The following is a 13,652-nucleotide window of genomic DNA, read 5'->3' on the forward strand; positions in this document are numbered from 1 at the left end:
AGGAGCGTTCATGTCTGTTTCCTCGTCTGTCGCGGTCCGCCGGCTGGTGGCCGCGGCACTCGCCGCCGGTACCCTGGTCGGCTCGGCGGCGGTGTCGGCCTCCGCCGCCCCGGGACCGCGCGCCGAGCGGTCGTCCGTCGCCATCACCCGGGTGCAGAGCGACGCGCCCGGCGTCGACGGCCGCTCCAACCGTTCGCTGAACGGGGAGTGGGTCGAGGTCACCAACTCCGCCCGCCGCGCCGTCGCCCTGAACGGCTGGACGCTGTCGGACAGGGACGGCAACCGCTACACGTTCCGGCACTACCGCCTGGCGGCCCGCTCCACCGTCCGCGTCCACACCGGAATCGGCCGCGACACCTTCAGGGACCTGTACCAGGACCGCCGCCGCGAGGTGTGGGACAACCGGTCCGACGTCGCGACGCTCCGCAACGACCGCGGCCGGATCGTCGACGTCGTCTCCTGGGGCCGGCCGATGGACCGTGACCACGGCCGCACCGCCGGCCGCGGTCACGACCACGGTCGCGACCAGGGCCGGGACCACGGCCGCGACCACGACCGTCGTCACGACGGTCGCTGAACGTCCCCTGGGGACGGCACCGCCCGCGGGGCCGGCGCCGGTCGCGGCGTTCCGGGCTCTGCCAGGCCCGCGCCCACCGCGCCGGGACCCCGCGCGGCGGGCCCGTCCGGGGAAGACCCGCACCACCCGGTGCGGGTCTTCCCCGGACGGGCGAACGGGAGCGGTCCCACCCTCCCGTGGCCGCTCGCGCCGAAATGTCCGTAACCCCGGGCAACCCTGTTTCACCTGAGGGTCCTTGCTCTCTGGTGACGGGTGAAGTCTGCGTGTAACGTCTCCGGCAGATGTCGTGGTTCGCAGTCCTCGCCCGCGCTTTGGTGCGGGCGTTTTGCTGTGCAGTGCCCGAGGACCAGGACGACCACCTCCGGGTCCGCGTGGTGCGGATCCGTCCTTGAATCGAGAGGCATTGTCATGGCCAGCGGAACCGTCAAGTGGTTCAACGCCGAAAAGGGCTTCGGTTTCATCGCGCAGGACGGGGGCGGCCCCGACGTCTTCGCCCACTACTCCAACATCAACGCCACCGGCTTCCGTGAGCTCCAGGAGGGCCAGGCCGTGACGTTCGACATCACGCAGGGCCAGAAGGGCCCGCAGGCGGAGAACATCACCCCCGCCTGATCGCCGCTCACCGGCGGCACGGTGTCTCGGAGCGATCCGCCCCGAGACACCGTGCCGTATCCGTGGCCGCGCGGCCACGGATCTGCCCGCCGCAGGCCCTGAGCACCGCGGGCCCGGCACGGCGTCCGGCCGCGGGCGCCCTGCCCGCGGCGTAGAGTCGGCCGCCGGAGCGCTGCCGTGCCAGGAGCCGGGGTCCGAGCCGGCCGCGGCAGCGGTGGAAGGTCGCCCCATGGCCGGACTGCCCCCACCGGACGGCACCGCATCCGCGGACCTCGCACGGCGGATGGACGAGCTGTACGCCGTCCGGCCGCCGTGGGACATCGGCCGCCCCCAGCCCGCCTTCCTCGACCTCGCCCGGTCCGGCGCCCTGCGCGGACGGGTGCTCGACGTCGGCTGCGGCACCGGCGAACACGCCCTCATGTGCGCGGACCTCGGCCTCGACGTCACCGGTGTCGACCTCGCCGGCACCGCGCTGCGCACCGCCGAGGACAAGGCGCGCCGGAAGGGAGCCGCCGTCCGCTTCCTGCGTCACGACGCCCTGCGCATCACCGGTCTGGGCGAACGGTTCGACACGGTCCTCGACTCCGGGCTGTTCCACCTCCTCGACCCGGCCGACCGGCCCGCCTACACCGCGCAACTGCACGCCGTCCTGCGGCCGGGCGGGCGCTACTTCCTCCTCTGCTTCAGCGACCGGGAACCGGAGAGCGGCCGGAAGGGGCCGTACCGGCTGTCCCGGGCCGATCTGACGACGGCGTTCGCGGGCACGCTGCGCATCGACGCCGTCGAACCGGTGACGATCGACATCACGCTGGACGACACCGGCATCCGCGCCTGGCGCGCGTCCATGACCCGGGAGTGAGGCGGCCGGCCGCGGCGCCTCGCGCCGCACGCCGCCTCCGCGCAACCGCCCGCCGTACCTCCGCACCCGTGCGGCGCGCGCCGCGGCGCCGGGCATAGGGCCGGCCGGGTTCTCACAGCACCCGGCGCCGGCGCCCCAGCCAGGTCTGCGCGATCACCACGACCGCCAGGAACGCGCCGCTGACCACCTGCTGGTAGGCCGAGTCCAGCGAGCCGATCTGGTTGATGACGTTCTGGATGACCTTCAGCAGCAGCACCCCCACCAGCGAGCCGCTGAGGTAGCCGAAGCCGCCGGTGAGCAGGGTGCCCCCGATGACGACCGCGGAGATCGCCTCCAGTTCCATGCCCGACCCGAGGATGGTCACGCCCGACACCAGCCAGGCCGCGTTGAGCGCCCCGGCGAGTCCCGCGCACAGCCCGGACAACGTGTAGACGGAGATCTTCGTACGGGCCACGGGTGCGCCCATCAGGGCCGCCGCGTCCTCGTTCCCGCCGACCGCGTAGACGAACTGCCCGAACCGGGTGCGCCGGAGCACCACCGCGCCGAGCACGAACAGCGCGAGGGTGATCCACACCGGGACGCCGACGCCGAGGAGGGTTCCCTGACCGAGTGCGGCGAAGACGGAGTCCTTGTCCACCAGGTAGGTCTTCGAGCCCTCGTCGGTCACCGCGAGCAGCAGGCCCCGGGCGCCCAGCATGGACGCCAGCGTGACGATGAACGGGGCGAGCCGTGACCAGGCGATGAGCACGCCGTTGACCAGGCCGATCAGTGCGCAGACCGCCGACGGGAGCAGCAGCGCGACCACTGTTCCGTACCGCGATCCCCACGCCGCGAGCACCCCGCCGAGGGCGAAGAGGGAGCCCACCGACAGGTCGATGCCGCCGGTGACGATGACGAAGGTCATCCCCAGCGCCACCACGGCGAGGAACGCCGAGGACAGCGCCATGTTCTCCAGGTTGTCCGCCGTCAGGAAGGTGTCGAAGCCGATGCTCGCCGCGGCCATCGCCACGATCAGCGTGACCAGCGCGCCGTGCTGCTGGGCGAGCGCGCTGAGCCGTTCGGAACGGCCGGCGCCGAGGGGTTCCCCACCGCCCGCGGCCAGAGTGCTCGCCGGAGTGTCCACGTCGGTCGTCATCGCTTCCCTCGTTCCCGTGCCGCGTAGACGGCGAGGACGATCACCACGGCCTGGGCGATCCGGGTCCACGACGGCGGCAGATCGTGCTTGATCAGCGTCGTGGTCAGCAGCTGGATCAGGGCGGCGCCGGCGACCGTGCCGCCGATCCGCACCCGCCCGCCGCTCAGGGGCGTTCCACCGACGACGACCGCGGTGATCGCGGAGAGTTCCATCAGGTTCCCCAGGGACGTCGGGTCGCTCGCCGTGAGACGCGCCGTGGCCAGCACGCCCGCGACCGCCGCCAGGACGCCCGAACTGACGTACACCAGGATCAACACGCGCCGCACCGGGAGCCCGGCGAGCCGTGCCGCCGGCCGGCTGTCCCCGATGGCCAAAAGCCGGCGGCCGAAGGTGGTGCGGCGCACGAGGAACGCGATCAGCACCAGGTAGGGAACCGACGAGGCCCTGGCCCACGACCTCAGGATGCACAAGCGCATGGGCTTCAACGCGGTTCGCAAGCACATCAAGGTGGAACCCGACCGCTGGTTCTACTGGGCCGACCGGCTCGGCCTGATGGTCTGGCAGGACATGCCCGCCATGACCGCCGGGGTCACTCCGGACGCCGCGTCTCGCGCCGAGTACGAGCGCGAGATGAAGCAGATGATCGACGAGCACGTCAGCAGCCCGTCCGTCGTCATGTGGGTCACCTTCAACGAGGGCTGGGGACAGTACGACGAGGCCCGGATCGCGGACCAGGCCAAGGCGTGGGACCCGACCCGCCTCGTCAACTCCATGTCGGGCATCAATCTCGGCGTCGACGGCGGGACCGGCGACGTCATCGACGAGCACGGCTACCCGAGCCCCGTACTGCCCCCCGCCCCGGACGGCGAACGGGCCCTGGTCAGCGGCGAGTACGGCGGACTGGGCCTCGCGGTCCCCGGACACGCCTGGTCCGTCCAGCAGTCCTACGTGGACGTCGACCCCTCGGCGTACACGGACGACTACCTGGCCCGGCTGGACGAGGTGCACCGGCTCGCCTGCAAGGGAGGAAACGCCGCCGTCTACACCCAGATATCCGACGTCGAGGGCGAGCTGAACGGACTCGTCACCTACGACCGCAAGGTCGTCAAGCCCGACGTGAAACGGCTGCACGCCGCGCACACCGCGCTGATCCGCGACGCGTCGCGGCCCGTACCGGCCGGCTGCTCCTGACGGACGGGGCGCATCGGCCTCCCCGGTCCCCTGCGCCCCGCCCCGGCCCGACGAGGGCCGGCGCGAAGCGGTCCGCCTCCCGTACGGGGGGAGGCGGACCGCCCGCGCACGCCCCGCCCGGACACCGGTGGTGCGAGGTTCGCCGGAACCCGCGCACGTCGGGCGGGTCCGTCACCGGCCCGTCCGGTTAAGGTCGGCGGCATGGAAGGTGCAGATCACCGAGGGTGGCGGGCGTGCCTGCTCGCCGGTGCCGTGTTCGCCGTCTGCATGGCCGGCACCACCCTGCCGACCCCGCTGTACGGGCTCTACCAGGACAAGTTCGGCTTCTCCGAGCTGACGGTCACCGTGGTGTACGCGGTGTACGCCTTCGGGGTGATCGGCGTGCTGCTCCTGGCCGGCAACGCCTCGGACTCGGTCGGGCGGCGGCCCGTCCTGCTGTGGGGCCTCGGCTTCGCCGCGGCGAGCGCCGTCTGCTTCCTGAGCGCCGACGGCCTGGGCTGGCTGTACGCCGGACGCCTGATGTCGGGTCTGTCCGCCGGCCTGTTCACCGGCGCCGCCACGGCCTACGTCATGGAACTGGCCCCCCGCGGCGGCACGGCCCGGGCCACCTTCGTGGCGACGGCCGCCAACATGGGAGGGCTCGGCTGCGGGCCGCTGCTCGCCGGGCTGCTGGCGGAGTTCGCCCCCTGGCCGCTGTACCTGCCGTTCATCGTGCACCTCGCGCTCGTCGCCTGTTCGGTCGCCGCGGTCCTATGGCTGCGCGAGACCGTCCGGGAACGCGGGCCGCTGACCGGCGTCCGGCCCCACCGGCCCCGGCTGCCCCGCGAGGTCCGGGCGGTGTTCGGCCCTTCCGCCGTCGCCGCCTTCGTGGGCTTCGCCCTCTTCGGCGTGTTCACCTCGGTCAGCCCCGCCTTCCTCGCCGAGTCCCTGGGCGTGAGCGACCACGCGGTCACCGGGCTGGTCGTGGCCCTGGCCTTCTTCGCCTCGACCGGGGGGCAGCTGGCCGTGGGCCGGGTGGGGCCGGCCCGGTCGCTCCCGCTGGGCTGCGCCGCACTGCTCGCGGGGCTCGCCCTGCTGGCCGGCGCACTCGTCTGGGAGGCGCTGGCCCTCGTGGTGCTCAGCGCGCTGGTCGGCGGGGCCGGGCAGGGCCTCGCCTTCCGCGGTGCGCTGGCGACCGTGGCCGCGGCGTCGCCGGCCGACCACCGCGCGGAGGTGATCTCCACCCTGTTCGTGGTCGCCTACACGGGCATCTCGCTGCCGGTGATCGGAGTGGGCCTGCTCGTCGGCCCCATCGGCCTGGAGGGAGCGGGCCTGGTGTTCATCGCCTGCATGGGCGTCCTGGTCTCGGTCGCGGGCGCCTACCTGGTCCGGCGCCCCGTGCCGGCGCACACCTGAGGGCCCGGCCCCGCGTCCGCCCGACGGGCGTCCCGCCGGATGTCAGGCCTGGAACTCGGTCAGGTCGATGGCGTGGACGTGGAGGGGGAAACCGTACCGGGGATCTTCCGCCTCGCGCTCCCGGGTCATCCCGAGCTTGCGGGCGATGTTCTCCGACGCCGTGTCTCCCACCCGGTTGATGCTGACCACCCGGTCGAGGTTGCGGTCCTGGACGGCGAACTCCAAGGTGGCGTGGGCCGCTTCGGACGCGTAGCCCTGTCCCCAGAAGGCCGGGCCGAGCCGCCATCCGATCGCCACCTCGGAAGCCGCCTCCGGGAGGAAGTCCGGGACGAACAGCCCCGTGAAACCGGCGAGTTCACCCGAGGCGAGGAGTTCGACCGCGAAGAGGCCGAAGCCCTCGTCGTCCCACGTGTCCTCCCAGCCTTCGATCGCCTCGGCCGTGGCGTCGAGGCCGAGCACCGAGCCGTCGTCGACCCAGCGCATGACCCGCGGGTCGGCGTTGATGTCCGCCATGGGGGCGAGGTCGTCGTCGTACCAGCGACGCAGCAGCAGGCGAGGGGTGCGGATCTCGGTCATGCCCCCATCCTGCCGCACGGCGACCGCTCCGGAACGCCACGTCCCCGGCCCGGACGCGGTCGCCGAACGGGCACGCCCCGCACGCGGCCGGCGGCGCCCTGGCATGCTGTTCCCCCGGACCGGTCGGGAGGGACAGCATGCCGAAATCCGCCGAGACGGCGTTCGCGGCGGGACCGTGGTGGTTCACCGCCAACGAAGTCCTCGCCTTCCTGCTGGAACTCGTGGCGTTCGCCGTGCTGGGCTGGTGGGGGGTGGGCACCGGCGACGGTGCGGCGGCACGGATCGCCCTCGGGGCGGGTGTGCCGGTGGCGGCGATGGTCCTCTGGGCCCTCTTCGCCGCGCCGAAGGCCCGGCTCCGGCCGGCCCTGCCCGGTGTGCTGCTCGTGAAGGCGCTGGTGTTCTGCGGCGCCGCGGCGGCGGTGTACGACCTCGGGCACCCTGTCGGCGGGATCGTCCTCGCGGTCGTGGCCGGCGCGAACACGGCGCTGGCGGAGGTCTTCCGCCCCCGCTTCGTCCCGCACCGCGCGCGCCCGGCATCCCCGTGAACCGGGTCCGCCGCCAAGTCCCCCTCTCCCCATGACCGTTGAGTGAGGGGAGGCCGGGGCGGCGACGCCCGGACGGCGGATGACCGGAGGGCGGGCGGTGGGCGCGAGCGCCGCGCGCGGGGCGGCGGCAGCGGCGGCGGCCCGTAGTTTCGGACCCCCGGGCGGGGGCAACCGGCCGTCATGGAGACGAAGAACGAGGGTACGCAGGAAGCGGTCGAGACCCAGGGCGACGAGCACCACGTCCTTCTCAGCGCCGACACCAACGGCGACGGCCGGACCGACGTCTGGATGACCGACACCACGGGCGACGGCAAGGCCGACCTCTACCAGTTCGACACCACCGGGGACGGCGAGATCGACGTCACCATGGTGGAGCGTGCCGACGAGCCGGGCGTGGACCGGGTCGTCGTCGAGGGCGACGGCGGGCACCCGCTGGAGGCCTGAACCGCCGGCGGCACGTGCGCCGGCCACCCTCTCGCTGCCCGTGCCACCGGTCCGTCGGCGCCGCCCGATTGCTGCGGCAGCGGCCCGCCGGACGCGGGCCGGCCGGCGAGCGTCCCTAGCGGACCCGCCGGCCGTGTCCGCTGCGCCGGGCGGTCCGGGAGACGGGCCGCGCGGGAGCCGTCGTGCGGCGGGACGGCTGTCAGGCCGTGCCGCCGAGCGGGCGCAGTACCGCCGCGCCCACGCGCAGCAGAGCCGACACGGGCGGCCCGGCCCAGCGCGTCACCTCGCGGGCCAGGGCGGGGTCCAGTTCGATCGTCACCCGGACGTAGCGCAGATCGAGGTGGGTGACCGGCGGCTGCCGTGGCGGCGGGGTGGTGTTCGGCTCCCGCCGCAGAGCGGCCCGGTAGGTGTCCCGGCGCTGGTTCACCGCGCCTCCTCACGCTGGATGAGTTCGTCCGCGAGATCCATGTACGCCGAGCCCTTGACGTCCACCGGGCTGCCGAAGGACTGGGCGTACAGGTCGAGCCGCGGGATGTGGGTGGACAGCACGTCGAAGCCCCGCTCGGTGAGCGCGTCGCGGGCGTCGGCGTCGGGTCCCGTCCGGGTGGCGTCCGGCCGGTTCGTACGGTTCAGCAGCACGGCGGAGCGGGCCGGCCGGACCCGCAGGGACTGCACGTCGCCCATCTCGCCGCCGATCGGCGCCATCCGGTCCAGCTCGATCGGGGAGGGGGTGACCGGCACGATCCACTCGTCCGCGTACCGCATGATGCTCCGGGCGATGTGCGCGTGGTCCTCCAGCTGCGGAGCGTCGAAGACCACGGCGTGCCGGTCGCCGAGGAAGTCGTCGACCCGGCGGTGCACGTCGCCCACGGGCAGCGAGCACACCGGGAACGGGAAGCCGCCCGCGAGTTCGCTCCACCGCAGCGCCGACGACGCCGGGTCGCTGTCCACCAGCAGGGGGGAGCGGCCCGACTCGTGCAGCGCGTGGGTCAGCCACACCGCGCTGGTCGTCTTGCCCACTCCGGGTTTCAGGTTCACGAAGGCATAGCTCATCGACACGGAGGCGACGCTAGTGAGTGCGGCGCCCCGCGCCGCCGAGGCTGGCAGTGCCGCCCCGCCGTTCACCCTGCGGAGCCCCCGAATCATTCCGATGGATCAACGCCCGGCGTGCGGGCGGGGCGCGGCGGGGCGGCGGACCGGCAGAGAGGGGACCGGCAGGGAGGGGACCGGCACCGCGGCGGACCCGCCGCATGGTGCGACGACGGGCGGGGCCCTCGCCCTGCGGCCCATCGGGCCCGATGGGCCGCAGGAGGCCCGGTGGGCTCAGTGGAACCGCCCCGGCCGGTAGGCCCCGGCCGGCTGCCGGGTGATGACGTTGAGCCGGTTCGCCGCGTTCATCAGGGAGACCAGGACCACCAGCGCGGTGAGCTGATCCTCGTCGTAGTGCCGCGCCGCCGTCTCCCAAACCGTGTCGGCGACCCCGGGGCGCCCGTCCGCGATCCGCGTCCCCTGCTCCGCCAGCTCCAGCGCGGCCCGCTCCGCCTCGGTGAAGACCGTCGCCTCCCGCCACACCGCCACGAGATGCAGCCGGTCGGCGCTCTCTCCGGCCGCCGTCGCGTCCTTGGTGTGCATGTCGACGCAGACGGCGCAGCCGTTGATCTGGCTCACGCGCAGGGCCACCAGTTCCTGCGTCGCCGACGGCAGCGGGGATTCCTTGAGCGCTCGGCCCGCCGACATCAGGAACCGGAGCGGCTCGTCCGCGCTCGGCCGGGCGAAGCAGTTCAGTCGTGCGTCCATGTCCTGTCTCCGATCGTCGATGCGTCCGCACCCGAGACGAGACACCGGCCCCTCCCGTGACATCGCGCGATGTGACCTGAGTCTCCCGCCCGCGCGACGGGACGCACCCGCCCGCCGCCTCCGCGCCGACGGTCCCGCGCGCACCTCGCCGTCCGCCCCGACGCACGGTGAGCGCCCCGCTGTGCCCCGGCACACCCCCGCGGGAATCCGGCTGTGCGGCGGCCTCGTGAACGCCCCGCCCCCTGTACCGGGTCCCGGCGCACTGATCCCATGCCGCGCATGCCTACCCCATCCACCTCGCCGTCTCCCTCACCTCGCCCGCCCGGCACGGTCCGCCGCCCGAGCGCCGTCACCGGACGGGGGCGCGGCGCGTGAGCGGCGGCGGGCAGTCGCTGGCGGTCGTGGTCTTCCTGGGGTTCGTCGCCGTGTCCCTCCTGCTGTGCGGGCTCGCGGCGGCCGACCTGGACGATCCCGAGCACTTCTACGCCGGTGGCGGCGCGGCGTTCGGCCCGGTCGGCGGCGGGCTGGCCATCGCCGGTGACTACATCTCGGCCGCCACGCTCCTCAGCACCACCGGCTCCGTCGCCCTCGACGGCACCGACGGCATCCTCTTCGCCGCCGCCACGGTGGTCTCGCTCGGCCTCGTCCTGCGCCTCCTCGGCGAACCGCTGCGCCGGAGCGGGGTGTTCACCCTCGGGGACTTCGTCGCCGACCGGCTGGGGGACCCCGGTGTGCGGCGCGCGCTGGGAGTGGCGAGCCTCGTCGTCCTCACTCCGCTGCTGCTGGTCCAGCTGGGCACGGCCGGGCACATCATGGCGGCCATGTTCGGGCTTCCCGACGGAGCACTCACCGGATGCACCGTGGCCGGGGGAGCCCTGATGGTCTGCTACGCGGCGTTCGGCGGAATGCGCGGTACGGGCTACGTGCAGATCCTCAAGGTCGGTGTCACCGTGACCGCGGTGGCGCTGGTCGCCGCGATCGTCCTCGCCCGGTTCGGCTGGTCGCCGCCGGCGCTCCTCGCCGCGGCCCGGGACAACTCCGGGGCCGGGGCCGCCTACACACGGCCCGGACTCCACTTCGGGCCTTCCACGGCCGGACGGTTGGACCTGATCAGCTTTCAGGCGACCCTGCTGGTGGGCGCCGCCTGCCTGCCGCACATCACCATGCGTCTGCACCCGGTCCGCGACGCGCGGACCGCGCGGCGGGCCGTCGGCTGGGCGGTGGGCCCGGTCGCGGTGGTCTGCGCGGGAGTCGTCGTGGCGGGCCTGGGGGCGTGCGCCCTCGTCGGCCGGGAAGCGCTGCGGGCGGCGGACCCGGCGGGGGCCACGGCGTTGCTCATGGTGACCGGCGTGCTCGACCCCGCCGACGGGGTGGCCCGGCACAGCATGCTCTTCGCCATCGTGGCCTGTGCCGTGTTCGCGACGACGCTCGCGGCGGTCGCGGGTATCACGCTGGCCGCCGCGTCCAGCCTCGCCCGTGACTTCCGAGGTCCGAGGGTATCCCGGGCCGCGCACGGTTCGCGGGCCGGCGAGATCCGGCGTGCGCGGGCGGGCATCGTCCTGGTGGGGGCGGTGGCGGTCGTGCTCTCGGCCGCGCTGGCCGACCGGGGAAGGCTGACGCTGCTCTCCCTGTCGTTCACCGCCGCCGCGTCGGTACTCGTCCCGGTCTTGGCGTACGCCCTCTTCCTGCCGGGCCACTCGGCGACCGGGGTGCGCTGGACGGTCTACGGGACCCTGCCGCTGATCGTGCTGCTGCTGACGGGCTCCCCCGCCTTCACCGGAACGCCGACGGCCGTCTTCCCCGGGCACGACGTCCACTGGTTCCCGCTCCAGACGCCGGGGATCGTCACCGTGCCCGCCGGTTTCCTGCTCGGGCTCGCGGGCCGTCGCCGCGCCCGCGCGGTACCCCGGCAGCCGGCCGGGCGAGGGCGGTTCAGCCGGTGAGGCCGAGCGCGGGGGAGGGGCGGCGGGACGTCAGCGGTCCGCGGACTCGACCAGCCGCGCCAGGTTGTCCAGCGCCATGCGCGTCCCGGTCTCGTTGTCGGCGGGCGGGACCGCGTCCGGGACCCCCTCGTGCACGATCACGACCTCGGTGCCGCCGTCCACGTCCGTGAGCCGCGTGGTGAGCACCATCTCGCCGGCCGGCGCGGGGTCGTCCGCCTCGAACGCGATGACCTCCACCACCCGCTCGTCCTGCACGAGTTCGACGAAGTGGCCGTGGTAGGTGTCGGTGCGCCCGGCCGACTTGCCGGCGGCGTCCGCTGCGTCGTGGGTGAGCGACACCCGGAACACGCCTCCCTCGCGGGCGTCGAAGGCGTGCACCTCGGCGCGCATGCCCTCGGGAGAACGCCATCGCGCGATCGCCTCCGCGTCCAGCAGTGCCCGGTAGACCGCACTGCGGGGGGCGTTCACCCGTCTCGCCACGCGCGTCGTGTACACGAGGTCCATGCTAGAGGCCGGCGCCCGGTCGGGCGCGGCGCCCGGGGACGACGGCCGTCGGCATCCGTCCGGTCGTCGCCCGCCCGCCGGGCGCGTGCACCCGGCCGACACGGCCGGCCCCCCGAGCCGGCGGGCCGGGACGAAGGGCGCCCGGGCGATCCCTGCTCGCCGTGCCGCCCTGTGCCCTGGCCGGCCGAGCGGGCCCGGCCACCTGCCCCCGCCGCATCTCTCCCGGACTCAGCCGGGCAGGCGCAGGCCGTCGATCAGGAGCGCCGCCAGCCGGCGGGCGTCGTACCGCGGGTCGTCGCCCGCCCCGATGCACAGGTTCCCGACCCCGCGCATCAGTTCGTAGGCCGTCAGGTCGGGGCGGATCTCACCGGCCTCGGTCGCTGCGTCGAGGAGCTGGGTGCACACCGGCAGCAGCCGGTCCAGGAAGTAGCCGTGCAGCCCGTCGAAGGCGGTGTTGCCGGGCTGGAGGACGGCGGCGAGGCCGTGCTTGGTGACGAGGAAGTCGACGAAGAGGTCGATCCAGCGCACCAGCGCCGCGTGCGGTGACGGTCCGGCGTCCAGGAGGGCCGGACCGGCCTCGGCGCATGCCTCCACCTGGTGCCGGTAGACCGCGATGACGAGATCCGCCCGGGTGGGGAAGTGCCGGTAGATGGTCGCCGTGCCGACGCCGGCCCGCGCGGCGACATCGCGTACCGGCGCCTCCACGCCGGACTCGGCGAAGATCGCCGCGGCCGCGTCGAGCAGGGACTCCTGGTTGCGCCGCGCGTCGGCCCGCTTGGCCCGGGGCGCCCGCCCCGCACTCTCGCCGCTGTCGTTCATGGTCGCCTTCCTCCGCTGCCGGCCGACGGAACGGGACGTCGTTCCGGATCGAACTTGATAAGCGGAACACTGTCCCGTATCGTCAAACGGGACGGGGTTCCGTTTGACCATCATGGCAGAGCGCGGCCTGTCCACCAAGCCGCGCCGTGCCCCACCCTCACCAGGGACAGAGGAGTCAGGCTCATGCAGTACCGCACGTTGGGCCGTACCGGTGTGCAGGTGAGTTCGCTCGCGCTCGGCGCGATGAACTTCGGCAGCATCGGACGCACCACCCAGGCCGAGGCCACCGCCCTCGTCGACGCCGCTCTGGAGGCCGGTGTCAACCTGATCGACACGGCGGACATGTACGGCGGGGGCGAGTCGGAGGAGATGGTCGGCCGGGCCGTCGCCGGCCGCCGGGACGACATCGTGCTCGCGACGAAGGCCGGGCTGCCCATGGGGGAGGAGCCGAACCGCCGTGGCAGCTCGCGGCGGTGGCTGGTCGCCGAGCTGGACGCCAGCCTGCGCCGGCTCGGCGTCGACCACGTCGACCTCTACCAGATCCACCGCTGGGACCCGCGGACCGCCGACGACGAGACGCTGTCGGCGCTGACCGACCTGCAACGTGCGGGGAAAATAAGGTACTTCGGCTCCTCCACGTTTCCCGCCCACCGGATCGTCCAGGCGCAGTGGGCCGCCCGCGAGCACCGGCTGAGCCGGTACGTCACCGAGCAGCCCAGCTATTCGGTGCTCCAGCGCGGCGTGGAGGCGCACGTCCTGCCGGTCGCCGAGGAGTACGGACTCGGTGTCCTGGTGTGGAGCCCGCTGGCCTCGGGATGGCTGTCGGGCGCGGTCCGGGCCGGCCGGGAAATCACCACCAGCCGGTCGGCGGCCATGCCGCAGCGGTTCGACCTGTCCGTGCCCGCGAACCGGGCGCGCCTGGACGCCGTGGAACGGCTCGCGGCCGTCGCCGAGGAGGCGGGGCTGTCGATGATCCAGCTCGCGCTCGGTTTCGTGACCGCGCACCCCGCCGTGACGAGCGCGCTTCTCGGCCCGCGCACGCCCGAGCATCTGCGCGCCCAGCTCGCCGCCGCCGACACCGTGCTGGACGCGGACGTCCTCGACGCGATCGACGCGATCGTGGCTCCCGGGACGGACCTCGCTGCGCACGAGAAGTTCGACACCCCGCCCGCGCTGATCGATCCGGCGCTACGGCGCCGCTGAGTCACCGGTGACGGGCCTGGCGGCCCCGCCCCGGGTCAGGTTCGGGGCGGGG

General features: G+C 74.0%; 15 protein-coding genes and 2 pseudogenes. 9 read left to right on the top strand and 8 right to left on the bottom strand.

Annotated elements, in window-relative coordinates; all coding sequences use genetic code 11:
• Positions 1–10: 10 nt before the first annotated feature.
• The 3 genes from ACGFS9_RS01375 (at position 11) to ACGFS9_RS01385 (ending at position 2,048) form a co-directional block, all read left to right on the top strand.
• The gene (locus tag ACGFS9_RS01375) at positions 11–577 is read left to right on the top strand and encodes a lamin tail domain-containing protein (protein ID WP_393249590.1); all 567 of its coding nucleotides are present in this window, start codon (positions 11–13) and stop codon (positions 575–577) included.
• A gap of 408 nt (positions 578–985) precedes the next feature.
• Positions 986–1,189: a cold-shock protein gene (locus ACGFS9_RS01380; protein ID WP_037622929.1), complete on the top strand. Its 204-nt coding sequence runs from the start codon at positions 986–988 to the stop codon at positions 1,187–1,189.
• A gap of 229 nt (positions 1,190–1,418) precedes the next feature.
• Positions 1,419–2,048, top strand: a complete 630-nt coding sequence (locus ACGFS9_RS01385; protein ID WP_393249592.1) for a class I SAM-dependent methyltransferase — start codon at positions 1,419–1,421, stop codon at positions 2,046–2,048.
• 112 nt (positions 2,049–2,160) lie between these two features.
• Here ACGFS9_RS01385 and ACGFS9_RS01390 read toward each other — a convergent pair whose 3' ends face one another.
• The gene (locus ACGFS9_RS01390; RefSeq protein ID WP_393249594.1) at positions 2,161–3,183 is read right to left on the bottom strand and encodes an ABC transporter permease; all 1,023 of its coding nucleotides are present in this window, start codon (positions 3,181–3,183) and stop codon (positions 2,161–2,163) included.
• Positions 3,180–3,623, bottom strand: a pseudogene (locus ACGFS9_RS01395) (ABC transporter permease); the annotation flags it as partial. The pseudogene ACGFS9_RS01395 and the gene ACGFS9_RS01390, both read right to left, overlap by 4 nt.
• Between ACGFS9_RS01395 and ACGFS9_RS01400 the strand changes: the two are divergent.
• Positions 3,616–4,374, top strand: a pseudogene (locus ACGFS9_RS01400) (glycoside hydrolase family 2 TIM barrel-domain containing protein); the annotation flags it as partial. The pseudogenes ACGFS9_RS01395 and ACGFS9_RS01400 overlap by 8 nt on opposite strands.
• A 201-nt stretch (positions 4,375–4,575) precedes the next feature.
• A complete protein-coding gene (locus ACGFS9_RS01405; protein ID WP_393249596.1) occupies positions 4,576–5,769 on the top strand; it encodes an MFS transporter in 1,194 nt (397 codons plus the stop codon).
• Between the two features lie 42 nt (positions 5,770–5,811).
• On the opposite strand, the gene ACGFS9_RS01410 is transcribed toward ACGFS9_RS01405, so the two are convergent.
• A complete protein-coding gene (locus ACGFS9_RS01410) occupies positions 5,812–6,345 on the bottom strand; it encodes a GNAT family N-acetyltransferase (RefSeq protein WP_393249598.1) in 534 nt (177 codons plus the stop codon).
• Between the two features lie 137 nt (positions 6,346–6,482).
• Here ACGFS9_RS01410 and ACGFS9_RS01415 point away from each other — a divergent pair, with 137 nt between their 5' ends.
• Entirely contained in the window at positions 6,483–6,890 is a 408-nt protein-coding gene (locus tag ACGFS9_RS01415; RefSeq protein ID WP_393249600.1) for a YrdB family protein, read from the top strand.
• A 180-nt stretch (positions 6,891–7,070) separates the two neighbouring features.
• A complete protein-coding gene (locus tag ACGFS9_RS01420) occupies positions 7,071–7,334 on the top strand; it encodes a hypothetical protein (RefSeq protein WP_393249602.1) in 264 nt (87 codons plus the stop codon).
• 199 nt (positions 7,335–7,533) lie between these two features.
• On the opposite strand, the gene ACGFS9_RS01425 is transcribed toward ACGFS9_RS01420, so the two are convergent.
• From ACGFS9_RS01425 to ACGFS9_RS01435, 3 genes are all read right to left on the bottom strand, one after another.
• Positions 7,534–7,761 (bottom strand): hypothetical protein, encoded by a 228-nt coding sequence (locus ACGFS9_RS01425; RefSeq protein WP_393249604.1) that lies wholly within the window; start codon positions 7,759–7,761, stop codon positions 7,534–7,536.
• Entirely contained in the window at positions 7,758–8,387 is a 630-nt protein-coding gene (locus tag ACGFS9_RS01430; protein WP_393250474.1) for an AAA family ATPase, read from the bottom strand. The genes ACGFS9_RS01425 and ACGFS9_RS01430 overlap by 4 nt, the downstream gene beginning before the upstream one ends.
• 270 nt (positions 8,388–8,657) lie before the next feature.
• Positions 8,658–9,131 carry a carboxymuconolactone decarboxylase family protein gene (locus ACGFS9_RS01435; protein ID WP_393249606.1) on the bottom strand — a complete coding sequence of 158 codons (474 nt, stop codon included), beginning with the start codon at positions 9,129–9,131 and terminating at the stop codon, positions 8,658–8,660.
• Positions 9,132–9,502: 371 nt separating this feature from the next.
• Here ACGFS9_RS01435 and ACGFS9_RS01440 point away from each other — a divergent pair, with 371 nt between their 5' ends.
• Positions 9,503–11,074, top strand: coding sequence for a cation acetate symporter (locus ACGFS9_RS01440; protein ID WP_393249608.1), 1,572 nt, complete (start codon positions 9,503–9,505; stop codon positions 11,072–11,074).
• Between the two features lie 30 nt (positions 11,075–11,104).
• Here the strand turns inward: ACGFS9_RS01440 and ACGFS9_RS01445 are convergent, their stop codons facing one another.
• Both ACGFS9_RS01445 and ACGFS9_RS01450 read right to left on the bottom strand, forming a co-directional pair.
• Complete coding sequence (locus tag ACGFS9_RS01445) at positions 11,105–11,569, bottom strand: SRPBCC family protein (protein ID WP_393249610.1); 465 nt, start codon at positions 11,567–11,569, stop codon at positions 11,105–11,107.
• A 237-nt stretch (positions 11,570–11,806) separates the two neighbouring features.
• Positions 11,807–12,397, bottom strand: coding sequence for a TetR/AcrR family transcriptional regulator (locus ACGFS9_RS01450; protein ID WP_393249612.1), 591 nt, complete (start codon positions 12,395–12,397; stop codon positions 11,807–11,809).
• A 183-nt stretch (positions 12,398–12,580) separates the two neighbouring features.
• Here ACGFS9_RS01450 and ACGFS9_RS01455 point away from each other — a divergent pair, with 183 nt between their 5' ends.
• Positions 12,581–13,600 carry an aldo/keto reductase gene (locus ACGFS9_RS01455; RefSeq protein WP_393249614.1) on the top strand — a complete coding sequence of 340 codons (1,020 nt, stop codon included), beginning with the start codon at positions 12,581–12,583 and terminating at the stop codon, positions 13,598–13,600.
• Positions 13,601–13,652: the final 52 nt, after the last annotated feature.

The sequence above is a fragment of the Streptomyces sp. NPDC048566 genome (assembly GCF_043199735.1).
In the GTDB taxonomy this organism is placed as follows: domain Bacteria; phylum Actinomycetota; class Actinomycetes; order Streptomycetales; family Streptomycetaceae; genus Streptomyces.

What these genes read in the sequence shown, in the direction of transcription:
- ACGFS9_RS01375 (WP_393249590.1), top strand. Translation starts at nt 11, where the DNA reads ATGTCTGTTTCCTCGTCTGTCGCGGTCCGCCGGCTGGTGGCCGCGGCA.
- ACGFS9_RS01380 (WP_037622929.1), top strand. Translation starts at nt 986, where the DNA reads ATGGCCAGCGGAACCGTCAAGTGGTTCAACGCCGAAAAGGGCTTCGGT.
- ACGFS9_RS01385 (WP_393249592.1), top strand. Translation starts at nt 1,419, where the DNA reads ATGGCCGGACTGCCCCCACCGGACGGCACCGCATCCGCGGACCTCGCA.
- ACGFS9_RS01390 (WP_393249594.1), bottom strand. Translation starts at nt 3,183, where the DNA reads ATGACGACCGACGTGGACACTCCGGCGAGCACTCTGGCCGCGGGCGGT.
- ACGFS9_RS01405 (WP_393249596.1), top strand. Translation starts at nt 4,576, where the DNA reads ATGGAAGGTGCAGATCACCGAGGGTGGCGGGCGTGCCTGCTCGCCGGT.
- ACGFS9_RS01410 (WP_393249598.1), bottom strand. Translation starts at nt 6,345, where the DNA reads ATGACCGAGATCCGCACCCCTCGCCTGCTGCTGCGTCGCTGGTACGAC.
- ACGFS9_RS01415 (WP_393249600.1), top strand. Translation starts at nt 6,483, where the DNA reads ATGCCGAAATCCGCCGAGACGGCGTTCGCGGCGGGACCGTGGTGGTTC.
- ACGFS9_RS01420 (WP_393249602.1), top strand. Translation starts at nt 7,071, where the DNA reads ATGGAGACGAAGAACGAGGGTACGCAGGAAGCGGTCGAGACCCAGGGC.
- ACGFS9_RS01430 (WP_393250474.1), bottom strand. Translation starts at nt 8,387, where the DNA reads ATGAGCTATGCCTTCGTGAACCTGAAACCCGGAGTGGGCAAGACGACC.
- ACGFS9_RS01435 (WP_393249606.1), bottom strand. Translation starts at nt 9,131, where the DNA reads ATGGACGCACGACTGAACTGCTTCGCCCGGCCGAGCGCGGACGAGCCG.
- ACGFS9_RS01450 (WP_393249612.1), bottom strand. Translation starts at nt 12,397, where the DNA reads ATGAACGACAGCGGCGAGAGTGCGGGGCGGGCGCCCCGGGCCAAGCGG.
- ACGFS9_RS01455 (WP_393249614.1), top strand. Translation starts at nt 12,581, where the DNA reads ATGCAGTACCGCACGTTGGGCCGTACCGGTGTGCAGGTGAGTTCGCTC.